This window comes from Azohydromonas australica DSM 1124, assembly GCF_000430725.1.
Taxonomy (GTDB): domain Bacteria; phylum Pseudomonadota; class Gammaproteobacteria; order Burkholderiales; family Burkholderiaceae_C; genus Azohydromonas; species Azohydromonas australica.
On sequence record NZ_AUMO01000129.1, the window covers coordinates 1 to 12325 of the forward strand.

Here is a 12325-nt window from a genome sequence, read left to right on the forward strand (position 1 = left end):
CCACGAGCACGCCGCGCGCATGTGAGGCGAGCATCGGCTGCTCGGCCATCAACGCCAGGCGCTGCGCATTGATGGCCTGGGCATCCCAATCGGCCTCGCTCAGGAAAAATTGCAGTCGCTGCACTGCCGCTGCCTGGGCCTGCACCACCGGTTCGGCACCGGCCAGCGCTGTGAGTGTCTTGTTGCGGTCGTGCGGCAGCAGCAGCCCAGTGAGGTACGCCCGGAAGCTGCGTCGCTGGGCCAGCGTGTGGAACAGCTCATCGAACCTCTTGGCGTAGTCTTCAAGAGGTCCAGGCGCCGGTGGGCATGGGCGTGGAGCAGTCATGGCAATGACCTCCCAAACCGCTTACAGCAATCGACGTGCCTGCTTCAACAAAGTACCGCTAAGAAGATGTACTGTCAAGTCGTAATCACCTATCTTGAGGGGGCAAGATTGCTGCCTGGTGTCCGAAAGCCTCGGATTGCTGGTCTGAAAAATTGCCCATGTCCGGGCGGTTAACCGCGATCTCGGCCAAGCCGACGCACAAAGCGCTGAGCCGGCACGGCTCACCATTTGCAGACCAACCAGAACCGCTGCCCTCCACGGAACCGGAACACCCGCGATGCCAGAGCGCCACCCCACCGGCGCGGCGGTTGCCATCCGCTGCACGGGGATCCGTCAGCAGCAGCGCTGGCGCCGGGCCAGCAGGCCTGTGCTTGCCAGCGTTTTGGAACTAAGCTTTTCACCGCCCACAGCCGCCTGCTTTCGCCACCGACCTTTTACTGGAATCGTCGCATGTCGTACGCCTTGGGACCCCCCATCAGCAACCGCTTCGCTGGCAGCTACCAAACCGTGCCAAAGCCGCACCTGCGCGAACGGCTGGCGCAGCAGTCCTGCCTCAGTACTGAGCTGGGCTGCATCACTTGCGGTCCGGAGGGGCGACTGTCGTTTGTGCCGAGCTACGTCGTTTCGCAAGGCAGTTCCACGGCAGGCGACGATCGCCCTGCCATGCCGATGTCCGCTTTCCAGCCCGGCGCGCACGTGCGCGTGACCGCCTCGGTGACGGAACTGCTGGAGCAGCAGCCCTGCCGGTTCAGTGCGCGTGAAGCCGAGTCCGTTGTGGGCCACGAGGGTGTGGTGGTCGAGCACCGGGCGTGCAGGCTGCTTGGGTTGGTGGTGGTCTATTTGAACGGCTTGCGCTGGGCCTTCATGCCACAGTGCCTGACCGCGGCGTGCCCGGCTGGCGACGGGGACAAGTGGCCGTCTCCGGCCAGGGATGAAAAATGTCCCTTCTGACTCCATGCAACGGGCAGACTCCCTGGTACAGGCGGTAGCTAACAGCGCCGCCCCCTCGGAGCGTACGCTGGCATATGCGTCCTCGCGGCGGACGCTGTCTGTCATGAGCGTCGGGTTCAGGTCGTAGACCACCAGCGTGTAGCCCGGCAGCGGCACACCCTACTGTCCCGCAAGGCCCCGATACGCTTGTCTGCGTCGGACAACAGGTGCTTGCCATCGAGCACCCGCGACTGCCGGTTGGGGCAAGCTTGCATGGGGCGCCATTGCATCGTAAGCGCGCAGCCACGGCACCCCGGCAGGGTTCGCTCAGGGCTCGACGAGACGGGGAGCAGCGTCAGGGCTGGGGCTGCCAGCGGTGGGGAAGTAGCTCTTCGATGCGGCTGTTCGGGTGGGCCGGCAGTCGTGTGAGCACGTCCTTGAAGTAGGCCCACGGCTCGTGCCCGTTGAGCCTCGCCGACTGCAGCAGGCTCATCATCGCGGCTGCCCGCTCACCGCCCATCTCGCTGCCTGCGAAGAGCCACGACTTCCTTCCGAGAGCCCACGGACGGATGAGGTTTTCAATGCTGTTGTTGTCGACGGCCACCGCGCCGTCGTGCAGGCAACGGGTCAGCGCTTCCCAGCGCCTTAAGGTGTAGTCGATCGCATTGGCGATCTTGGTGCCGTCCGGGACCTGCTGCCTTTGCAACTGCAGCCAGACGTGCAGCTCTTCCCAGTGTGGCTTGGCCAGTTGCTGGCGGATGGCCAGGCGGCTCTCGTTGCTCAGCTCGGCCACGCCACGCTCGATCTTGTAGAGCGTGGCGATGCGCTGCAGGGCCTCCTCGGCCACCGGGCTGCCCTTGAACTTGACCAGTTCGTCGAAGCGTCGACGGCAGTGGGCCAGGCAGCCTGCTTCGATGCGGCCCTCGAGCTTGAGTAGCCCGTCGTAGCCGCTGAAGTCGTCGACGACGAGCGTCCCACTCCACTTCTTCAGGAACTCCTGCGGGTGGCGGCCGGCACGGCTGACGCGGAAGTCGTAGATGACGCCCGGGTGGGGATCGAACGCGCCCCTGGCGTAAGCCCATACGTAGGCACGTTTGGTCTTGCCCGCGCCGGGATCGAGCATCGCGACCGGCGTCTCGTCGGCGTGCAGCACGGCGCAGCTCAGCACGAAGGCCTTGTGCGCCTGCAGCAGCGGCGCCACGGTGGCACTGGTGCCGCCGGCCATGGCCGCCAGCGTCGAGCGCGGGGTGTGTACACGTGAGCGCGCGTTGATGGTCTCCTGACGGTAGTACGGCAGGTGGTCCACGAAGCGGCTGACCATCGTGTGCGCGATGAACCCGGGCGCCGCGATGCCCTTGTCGATGACCGACGGCTCGGCCGGTTCTTGCACCAGCGCATTGCAGCAGCGGCACGCCCACTTGCCGCGGATGTGGCGGTGCACGAAGAACTCCGCCGGCACGATGTCGAGCTTCTCGCTGACGTCCTCGCCCACGCGCTCCATCTGGCGGCCGCAGCCGCACACCGTGCTGTCGGGCTCGTGGCGGTGCTCCACGCGGCGAAGGTGCGCTGGCAGCGCCTGACGCCTGGGTTGGCGCTTGGGCGGCGGCTCCTTGGCCGGCGGCTTGTCGGGCAACTGGGCCTTGAGCTCTTCGAGCTGGGCTTCCAGGTCGGCCTGGTCCTCGGCCAGTGCCTCCTCGAACATCTGCCGCTGCTCGGCGTTCATCGTCTCGGTGCGTGCCGAGAAGCGCCAGGCCTTCAGCCGGGCCAGCTCGAACGTCACCTTCTCCAGCTTGGCCTGCTTGTACTTGAGGTCGCGCGCCTGGTTCTCGATGCGCTGGTCGCGCTCCTGGATGCCGCGGGCCTGCTCGCCAATGTGGGCGTCCTGCGCGTGGATGTGCGCGAGCATCTGCTGCGCCAGGGCAGCGACCTGGCTCGGGTCCAGCCCCTTGAGGTCTTCGGCCTTGAGTTCGCGCAGGTCGAGCATGCGCTCATTGTGGCGAGCGCCGCGCCGCCGCCGCATGGGGACATGCTCTCTTGCTGCGGCCGCCCGCGCTGGGTCGGCTCGCTACACCGTGGCGATGACCCTGAACTGTTCGATGCGCTGCCACGGCAGCCCCACCACCAGAGCCTGGAACTGCTCCTGAGTCAGGCTCACCGGTGTACCGTCGGCCGAGGCCTGCCGAGGCCAGATGAAGCTGCCCTGATGCAGCCGCCGCGCGGCGCACCAGATGCCGAAGCCGTCGTGCACCAGGAGCTTCAGCCTGTTGGCGCGCACGTTCGTGAAGAGGTAACCGTGATGGGCTTGTGCCGAGCCGAAGACGGCCACGACCATGGACAACAGCCGGTCGGCACCGGCGCGCATGTCCACGGGTTGCGTGGCCAGCCACACGGCGTCGATACGGATCAACGCAGCACCTCGCGCAGCCAGGCCGCGCTCTGTGCCGCCGCGCTCAGCGGCCAGCTGACCTTCACGTGTACACCGTCGCGCACGAGCTCGATGTGCAGATGCGCCGGTGTCGCGGCTTCGACCTTCACTGGCACGAAGCTCGCTGCCGCGGCCGGGGCACACGTCGCCACATCGGCGTCCCGTTGCAGCACCAGCGCGTCTTCGAGATCGGGCTGGGCCAGCACGGCCTGCGCCGTGCCTGCGCTGGGCAGCGCGCGGTCGTTGGCATCAGCCACCCAGCGCCGCAAGACGTTGGGGTTCAGGCCATGGCTGATGGCTACGCTGGCCAGCGACACGCCGGGCACCTGGGCCTGCGCGACAAGCTGCGCCTTGAATTCCTTGGAGTACCGGCGCCGGGTGCGTCCCGGGCCCTGGGTCGTTGATGGTGTATTCGTGTCCATGTGTCCGCGCCAAATAAGCGGACACGAGCATCCTTTACCCCCTGGCTGCGATCAACTGTGGGACGGCTGAACGCTTACATTGCATCGACTCCCTGAGCCAGCTGTTCAGCGCTGCAACCGACCCAGGTGAGTTCCAGCGAGCCATTGGATCCGTGACAGATGGCGGGGTACGCACACCGACAACGCCACCTCCAACGCCAGCAGCTGCGGTACGCCCCGGCCCAGTTGACCGAGGTCGCGCAACGCCCGCATGACTGTTGGCACCGACGCGGCCTGTCGTTACGCTCGGCAAGCGCCCCACATCCGGTTCTGCACGTCGCGACAACAGCAGGCCGTTTCAGCACGGCGCGGTAGGACTTTGGACGCTCATGCGATGTCGGCTCTCAGAAAGCACCACGCCCTCGAACCAGCGCAGCACAACCGGCTGCTGCAGCGACTGCTGCGCGAGTGCCCAAGCCTTGAACCGTGGCTGGTCCACCATGATGGAGCAGCCGGCAGCGAGTTGTACCGCGAAGCCGCAGCGATTTCCGAGTTCTGTTTCCCGACACACAGCAGCCTGGCCTGCATCGTTGTGAGGCCGCACGGTGGCGAAGCTGCTGTCGTGCAGACGGTTGGCAATGAAGGGATGCTGGGACTACCGGCTTGGCTTGGCATCCCACGCAGCCCCGACAAGGTCGTGCAATGGACCTCGGGCACCGTGATCCGGGTACCGGTACGTGCTTTCAAAGATGCGCTGGAGCACAACCAACACGCGCACCATGTGCTCAACGGTTACGCTATGTACAGACTTCGGCTCAGCGCCCTGGCCTGCCTGTGCATCGCGCATCATTCGATGCAGCAGCGCCTGTGTCGCTGGCTCCTGACGTCCATGGACCGGTCTGGTTTCTCCGAAGTGATACTAACGCAAGCCATGCTGGCCCATATGATCCACGCACGGCGCCAGTCCGTGACTGAAGTGATGGCCAAGCTCCAACGTGCCGGAGTGATTTCGCAAGGCCGCAACCGTATCCAGGTCCTGGATCGCAACAAGTTGGAGAGCTTTTCCTGCGGCTGCTACCAGACAGCAAGCGCCAGCTACGATCGTCTGGTGCTGAAAGCGGTATAGATACCGCCGGATTTCCAGCGTTTGTCGACTGCAAGACAAGGGTGATCGGCTCGGCGCTTCTATGCTCTCATGGCGCCTTGCGTTGCACCGCGTACTCGTCGACGTCGGGCTAAGGGTTTTTGCCCACGAGAGCAGCTGGTACTGTGGTGATGCACGTTTGAGCAAGCGCTCTCGCTGGTGACGGCGCACTCGCCCGCAGGAAAGTCGTGACACGGTGACCCCAGCGCTGGATGTAGTAGTGTTGACTTCCAGGCTGGCCGTGCGGGCTTGTCCGCGGCCAGCGCCCTTGGCGTCGTAGCAGGCGCGGTCGGCGGCCCGCGGCCAGTGCACCACTTCAGTCATGTCCGCCCGCAGTGCTGCCACACCTGCGGAAGCCGCTACACGCAGCATCCGGCCTTCCCAAGGCAACGTGATGCCGGCCACGGCTGCGCACACGGTGTCAGCAATGGGCAATGCTCGCTCAAGCGGACAGCGCTCCAGCAGCAGCACAAACTCGTCGCCGCCCAGGCGCGCCACCAGGTCGCCCGCGCGCGTGTAACCTCGACATCACCGAGCGGGCTCTACGTCTGGAAGGCGCGCGCGCCACGCTGGCCCGTGACGGCCAACACGCGATCCAGGCGCTGCGCGCGCGCGACGCCACGTTTGATGCCGTGCTGATGGACATACAGATGCCGGTGATGGACGGCCTCACTGCCACGCGCACCATCCGTCGCGAGCTCGGGCTCACGCAAGTGCCGATCATCGTGTTTTCCGCCTCGGTGCTGCCGCAGGAGCGTGATCAGGCGCTGGCCGCCGGCGTCACGGACTTTCTGGGCAAGCCGGTGGACATTGAGCAGCTCGTGGCCGTGTTGTCGCGCCACCGCCGCGCCCAGGTGGCGGTTGCGGCCAGGGCCACTGCGCCAGCCGCCGAGACCGCGCAGGTCTTGCCTGCCCCGCCGCCCTGGCAGTCCATTGAGGGCATCGATGACACGAGGCTGCGTGCGGTCCTGCGTGACGATTTTGCCCATTTCATGCGGGTGTGCGCACACTTTATGACCCAAGCCGAGAAGACGCCTGACGAAGTGGCAGCAGCGCTGGACCGGGGCGATTCCACAACTGTGTTGCGCACGCTGCACCACCAGCGCGGTGCAGCGCTTTCTCTGGGCGCCAACGAACTGGTCGAGGCCATGTCCCGGCTGGAGCAGGCCATCCAGGCCAGCACGCCGGTGCATGAGGCGCTGCAGGAGTTCACCGGCTGCCTCGCGAGGTTGAAGCAGGCACTCGCGCTGTGGATGCACCTGTCCGCGCCACAAGGCAGCAATAGCCAGACTTGACTGGCGTGCCCATGCATTCGGCGTTGATTGCACTCCTTAGCCGGAGACAGGACAGGGACTGGTGCAGGTCGGTCCAACGGTTAAAAGCTATTGGGCGCGGGTTGTTTATTCCAATTATGTTGCATTGTCAACTAAGATATCGTTGTTTGCAGTCATTGCGATCGTCAACAGGCAGCGCCTGACTGTGGCGCTGTTCCTGCTGTCATCAGACGCAGCGAGACAGGCGCTATCGCCTCGATGAACTTGTTCCGCGATGCAAACTTCACCGTGATGAACTGGGCGAGTGCACACAGCCGGGCGTACACGGCCTCGTTAATGTCCTGCAACGCCCCGGCCAGTTCAGAAACCTCGCGAACGTCAAACGCCCAGAACGTCCCGGCTTCAACTTCGACGCTGTAGGCGTAGCCCAGGTGTTTCGAGCCTCTTTCAACCACCGTACCCAGACGCATGGCGTTGTCGTCGCTGAACACCAGCAACGTCAACTCTCCCGGCTGGTAAATCACGGCCATGCTGTCCATGAACGCCTCCTGGTGGAGTACCCGCAGCAAGGCCCGTGCGTGTAGTGATGCTGAACGTAGCTGGCGGCAATGGCCAGTGCCAACCATTGGCTTTCAGTGCATCAAGGCGCTTCACGCTCAAAGCGTCCAGCGCCAGCCGCAGTCCATACCCGGACACACGCTCACCAGCCTGGGCATGGCACACCAAGATTTGGTCGCCCGCTCCAATTCATGGCAGATCGTAAATGGCACCGGGCGTGAGTACTTGGGGCAGACATCCACCACCCGGTGCGGCTGCTTGAGTGCCAGTGCACGATGCCATGCGGAAGGTTGTGGCCAAGTTCACCGGAGCGGTGTCATCGTCTTGATCCAGGCCAGTACGACGCGCAGGTCGCCGGCTTCCTTGCGGCCCTGATTCTCCAATTCGGACTGCAACCCGTGCAGCCGCCGCAGCGCAGCGTTTATCGGCACCCTGGGCAGCCGCGTCTCCTGCTCCAGTGCCAATGCCTGCACGTTGGCTGCTTCCAGCGCTGCTTGGATTTCGACGGCTGTGGTGGGCTCGGGGTTGGCTGCTATAACCCCTGGCCCAGCAAATCTGTCTACCCAGGAAACGCCCGGCTGTATCCGGTGATGTGGGTAGCCACTTGGTGAGAACAGGGGATCGCTTGTGAATGCATTGCAATCGGCAGCACCGACATGGGAATACTGCATCCGTGTTGATGCGCTTGGCCAGCGCATCCACGACGAAGTCAACGTTCCAGACGTCGTTGATGCAGCTTGACGCCTGCCGTGGCTTGCCCACGACACTCCCACGGCGCGCCTGGAAGCCGTCGAAGGACGCGCGTCGGTAACCGAGAAATCCTTCACACTGAACAAGCGGCATTACCAATGGAGCGCGACAGCGACCCCGGCTAGGCTGCCGCGCAGTTATGAATCGAGCAGACAACGAGACCGGCGGCTGGCCGTTTGCCGCCGGCGAGATGGCGCGGCGCGTACGCATGCATGACTGGGCCTCCACCCCGCTTGGGCCCGTGGAGCGGTGGTCTGCGAACCTGCGCACGACGGTGCAGCTCGTGCTTGAACACGCCTTTGCCACCATCGTGCTCTGGGGACCGGACCTCATCCAGATCTACAACGACCGCTACCGCCAACTCATGGGCGCCAAGCATCCTGCAGGGCTCGGGCAGCCGACCCGGGAGTGCTGGCCCGAGATCTGGCACATCAATGCCCCGATCTACGAGAGGGTCTGGAGGGGCGAATCGGTTTCCTTCGATGACGCGCACTACCCGATCAGGCGCTTCGGCGTCATCGAGGATGCCTGGTTCACGCTCTCGTACAGTCCGGTGCGCGACGAGACAGGCGCCGTGGCTGGTGTGCTCCTGACCATCATCGAGGCCACGCGCCGCGTGCGGGCAGAGCAAGCCGTGCGCGACAGCGAAGCCCAAGTCCGGCACACGGCCGAACTGCTGGAACAACTGCTGGAGAGCGCGCCCGATCCGATCTGGACCAACGACCTGGAAGGCCGCATCACCGCGTTGAACTCCGCTGCGGCTGCCGTGCTGGGCCGCCCGCGTGAAGCCTTGATGGGATTGCGCAACAGCGAGGCGCTGCCTGCTGCCGCTCTCGCCGCGGTGGAAATGGAGGATCGCCGCATCCTGCAAGGGGAGCAGACCATCCGGGTCGAGCAAACGCTGTTCGACGCCAACCGCGGCGAGCCGCGTGTCTTCTTTACCGTCAAGGCGCCATTGCGCTCGCCCGATGGCCTCGTCACGGGAATCGTGGGCATTGCCCGGGACATCACCGAACACAAGAGAGTTGAGGAAGCGCTGCGCGCCAGCGAGGAGTTCAACCGCCGCGTGCTACAAAGCTCCCCGGACTGCCTCAAGGTGCTCAGTCTCGACGCCCGGCTGGAGTTCTTCAGCGACGGCGGACTGTGCATCATGGAAGTGGACGACTTCGAGCGCCAACTGCGCGGTGTGGAATGGGTATCGCTCTGGCGGCCGGAAGACCAGCCTCAGGTGTTGGCCGCGATCGATATGGCGATGGCAGGGAATGTCGGCCGTTTCCAAGCCTTCTGTTATACGGCCAAGGGCACCCCGAAGTGGTGGGACGTTTCGGTCACCGCGATCCGCGGCCCCGACGGTCTGCCTCACAGGTTGCTGTCGATTTCGCGCGATATCACTGAGCAAAAGGCGGCTGAGGCACGCCTGGCCGAGCTCAACGCCACGCTGGAACAACAGGTCCGCCAGCAAACGGCCAAGCTGCGTGCGCTGCTCGACAGCGCAGGCACGGCCATCGTCGCCACCGACCTTGCCGGGCGCATCACCATCTTCAACCCGGCGGCCGAACAGCTGTTTCGCATCCCGGCCGCACAGGCCGTGGGGCGGTTGATGCTGGACTTCCATGATCTGGACGAGGTCCAGACAAACGGCAACAAGATTCCAAGCGTCATGCGTGACCATGGCCATGCGCAGCCTGACTTGGTCAAGCGGGCCCTGCGCAACAGCTGGGCTTCCGAACTGGCCCAACCTGAAGTTCAGACCGAATGGACCTATGTGCGCGCGGACGGCACTCGGTTCCCCGGGCTGCTGAGCATGAGCCTGCTGCGCCACGAGCCGGACACGCCCGTGGGCTTCATGGGCGTCATCACGGACCTCACCGAGCGCAAAGCGATGGAGCGGGCGCTGCGCCAGCGCACGGCCGATCTCGAAGCGATCACAGCGCGCGAGCGGGCCATTTTCGCCAGTGCCGCCACCGGCATCATGATCACGGACCTAGCCAACAACATCATCGCTCTCAATCCGGCTGCTCAGAGGATGCTACGTATCTCGCAGGCGCAGGCCCAAGGACGCCCGGTGTTGAGCTTTCATGACCTCGACGAGGTTCGCCAGCGGCTGCACGTCATACCGACAGAAGTGCGCGGGCTGGCCACAGGGCTGTCCGAAATCCTGCCGGACGACCAGAAGCACGCAGCGCCACAAGACCCGGCGACAGGTGAGCAGACCGAGTGGACCTTCGTGCGCGCCGATGGCAGCCGGTTTCCTGCGTTGCTCAACATGAGCGTGCTGCGTGATACACAGGGCGCACCACTGGGCTTCCTGGGCATCGTGACCGATGTCACCGAGCGCAAGGCGTTGGAGCAGCAATTGCGCGAGCGCACCCGCCAGGCAGAGGCCGCGACCGCGGCCAAGAGCGTCTTTCTGGCCCATATGAGCCACGAGATCCGAACTCCACTCAACGCCGTCATCGGGCTTTCCCAGTTGCTCGTGCAAACCAATCTCGACGAGCGCCAGCGCATGTTTGTCACCCATGTCAACGCCGCTGGCGAGCATCTGCTCTCCGTGGTCAACGACATCCTCGACGTCTCCAAGATCGAGGCTGGCGAGATGCAGCTGGAGGCGGCGCCGTTTGAGTTGTCTTCACTGTTGCAGAGCGCGCGTGCCATCGTGGAGATGCAGGCAGCGCAAAAGCGCCTGCGCCTGGAGCTCGAACTGGACCCTGCGCTGCCACAGCGCCTGGTGGGCGACGTGACGCGACTCAAGCAGATCCTGGCCAACTTGCTGGGCAACGCGGTGAAGTTCACCGACGCAGGGGTCGTGACGCTGCGGGTGATGCACCTCATGCTGGAGGAACAAGAGCGGGATGATCCTCGGCCAACGCTGGCCGCGCTGCGCATCGAGATTTCGGATACTGGTATCGGCATTCCACGCGAGAAGCAAGCTGTCATCTTCCAGCCATTCATGCAGGCCGACGCTACGACGACACGCCGCTTCGGCGGTACGGGGCTGGGCTTGTCCATTGTGCGCCGCCTGGTGGAATTGATGGGCGGCTGTCTGGACGTCAGGAGCGAGCCTGGCCAAGGCAGCACCTTCAGCTTCACTGTGAAATTGCTTGTGGTGGAGTGACTCGGAAAACCGCATTCAGGCACATCGCCTTCATTCAATTCTGCTGACCGCAGCGACATGACGAATGCTCCGCCGAGCGCCGTGTACTTGACATCGGCCAACTCCGTCTGCCGGCCCTAGGTAGTTGCCTGGACTTCTCTCAAGTCAAGGACGCAGGTGCCGAAACAGCGCTGAGCCAATACGCGGCCGGTTATTCAAGGGCCGGCAGTCACATGAACAGACATTCGATGAAACTCGGCACCAAGCTAGGCATGGCTTTCGCGGCCCTTGCCCTGCTGACGATGGTGGTGTGCGGCTTTGCGATGGTCCAGCTCTCCAGCATGTACACCCGCACGCAAGACCTTGCGGAGAACTGGCTGCCCGCCATCAAGGTGCTCGGCGAGATGCGTACGGCCGCCAATCAACTGCGCCGCCAGGAGGCAGATCACGTGATTTCGGTGGAAGCGTCGGAAATGGCCGCAGTAGAACAGCGCATGGCCGAGATCAGAACAGCCTTCGCCGAGAAACAAAAAGCGTACGAGGCGCTGATCAGCTCACCGCAGGAGCGGGCAGGCTACGAGGCCTTCAAAAAGCACCGTGACACCTATCTTGCCGTGCAGGCCAAACTGTTCGAGATCTCGCGCAACGGCGAGAGCGCTCTGCATGAAACCAGATCCTTGTTCCGGGGCGAATCGCGCTCGGCCTTCAATGCCATGGCGGCCGAGCTTGGCAAGCTCGTGAAGATCAGCGACCAGGGTTCCGTCGAATCCGCTGCGGCTGCCAAGCAAACGTACGAGTCGGCTAAGCTCTGGACGGCGGCACTCCTTGGTGCTGCGGTTGTGCTTGCCGCAGGCCTGGCGGCTGTCATTGTGCGCAGCGTCACCCGCCAGCTCGGTGGCGAGCCCGGGGACGCTGCCGAACTGGCGCAGCGCGTGGCCGACGGAGATCTGAGCATGCCCATTGCGCTGCAACCAGGCGACCGCACCAGCTTGCTTGCCGCGCTCAAGCGCATGCAGGACAGCTTGTCCACCATCGTGGCCACCGTACGCTCCAACGCCGAGGGCGTGGCTTCAGCCTCGACCCAGATTTCCCAGGGCAACACCGACCTCTCCAGCCGTACCGAGGAGCAGGCCTCTGCGCTGGAACAAACGGCGGCCTCGATGGAGCAGCTGGCTGCCACGGTGAAGCAAAACGCCGACAACGCGGCGCAGGGCAACCAACTCGCGATGACGGCATCACAGGTGGCCGCACAAGGCGGCGATGTGGTGAATCAGGTGGTTGCCACCATGAAGAACATCAACGAAAGCTCGCAAAAGATTGCGGAGATCATTGGCGTCATCGACGGCATCGCATTCCAGACCAACATCCTGGCGCTCAACGCCGCCGTGGAGGCAGCGCGTGCAGGCGAGCAGGGCCGCGGATTC

General features: G+C 64.4%; 11 protein-coding genes and 1 pseudogene. 5 read left to right on the forward strand and 7 right to left on the reverse strand.

The window, feature by feature from the left end; all coding sequences use genetic code 11:
- A partial coding sequence (locus H537_RS43995) for a transposase (protein WP_043459099.1) occupies nucleotides 1-325 on the reverse strand: 325 nt, incomplete at its 3' end.
- Nucleotides 326-775: 450 nt separating this feature from the next.
- On the opposite strand from H537_RS43995, the gene H537_RS0118150 reads away from it, so the two are divergent.
- Nucleotides 776-1276 carry a hypothetical protein gene (locus H537_RS0118150; protein WP_028998983.1) on the forward strand — a complete coding sequence of 167 codons (501 nt, stop codon included), beginning with the start codon at nucleotides 776-778 and terminating at the stop codon, nucleotides 1274-1276.
- A 334-nt stretch (nucleotides 1277-1610) separates the two neighbouring features.
- On the opposite strand, the gene tnpC is transcribed toward H537_RS0118150, so the two are convergent.
- The 3 genes from tnpC to H537_RS0118165 all read right to left on the reverse strand — a co-directional run bounded on the left by tnpC (nucleotide 1611) and on the right by H537_RS0118165 (nucleotide 4102).
- Complete coding sequence (gene tnpC, locus H537_RS0118155) at nucleotides 1611-3239, reverse strand: IS66 family transposase (RefSeq protein ID WP_028998984.1); 1629 nt, start codon at nucleotides 3237-3239, stop codon at nucleotides 1611-1613.
- A gap of 81 nt (nucleotides 3240-3320) precedes the next feature.
- Complete coding sequence (gene tnpB / locus H537_RS0118160; RefSeq protein WP_028998985.1) at nucleotides 3321-3662, reverse strand: IS66 family insertion sequence element accessory protein TnpB; 342 nt, start codon at nucleotides 3660-3662, stop codon at nucleotides 3321-3323.
- On the reverse strand, nucleotides 3659-4102 hold the full coding sequence (locus H537_RS0118165) for a transposase (protein ID WP_028998986.1): 444 nt from the start codon (nucleotides 4100-4102) through the stop codon (nucleotides 3659-3661). Before H537_RS0118165 ends, tnpB begins: the two co-directional genes overlap by 4 nt.
- 373 nt (nucleotides 4103-4475) lie before the next feature.
- On the opposite strand from H537_RS0118165, the gene H537_RS51300 reads away from it, so the two are divergent.
- Complete coding sequence (locus H537_RS51300; RefSeq protein WP_169517041.1) at nucleotides 4476-5207, forward strand: Crp/Fnr family transcriptional regulator; 732 nt, start codon at nucleotides 4476-4478, stop codon at nucleotides 5205-5207.
- A 321-nt stretch (nucleotides 5208-5528) separates the two neighbouring features.
- Here H537_RS51300 and H537_RS56830 read toward each other — a convergent pair.
- A pseudogene (locus H537_RS56830) lies at nucleotides 5529-5723 on the reverse strand (diguanylate cyclase domain-containing protein); the annotation flags it as partial.
- On the opposite strand from H537_RS56830, the gene H537_RS0118175 reads away from it, so the two are divergent.
- On the forward strand, nucleotides 5660-6520 hold the full coding sequence (locus tag H537_RS0118175; protein WP_084150794.1) for a response regulator: 861 nt from the start codon (nucleotides 5660-5662) through the stop codon (nucleotides 6518-6520). The pseudogene H537_RS56830 and the gene H537_RS0118175 sit on opposite strands and share 64 nt — an antisense overlap.
- A gap of 164 nt (nucleotides 6521-6684) precedes the next feature.
- On the opposite strand, the gene H537_RS0118180 is transcribed toward H537_RS0118175, so the two are convergent.
- On the reverse strand, nucleotides 6685-7038 hold the full coding sequence (locus H537_RS0118180; protein ID WP_156901814.1) for a hypothetical protein: 354 nt from the start codon (nucleotides 7036-7038) through the stop codon (nucleotides 6685-6687).
- A 321-nt stretch (nucleotides 7039-7359) separates the two neighbouring features.
- Nucleotides 7360-7728, reverse strand: a complete 369-nt coding sequence (locus tag H537_RS53115; protein WP_156901815.1) for a hypothetical protein — start codon at nucleotides 7726-7728, stop codon at nucleotides 7360-7362.
- A gap of 218 nt (nucleotides 7729-7946) precedes the next feature.
- On the opposite strand from H537_RS53115, the gene H537_RS0118190 reads away from it, so the two are divergent.
- Together H537_RS0118190 and H537_RS56540 are read left to right on the forward strand one after the other, a co-directional pair.
- Nucleotides 7947-10922: a PAS domain-containing sensor histidine kinase gene (locus tag H537_RS0118190; RefSeq protein WP_028998989.1), complete on the forward strand. Its 2976-nt coding sequence runs from the start codon at nucleotides 7947-7949 to the stop codon at nucleotides 10920-10922.
- Between the two features lie 227 nt (nucleotides 10923-11149).
- On the forward strand, nucleotides 11150-12325 hold a 1176-nt coding region (locus tag H537_RS56540), incomplete at its 3' end, for a methyl-accepting chemotaxis protein (protein ID WP_051242936.1).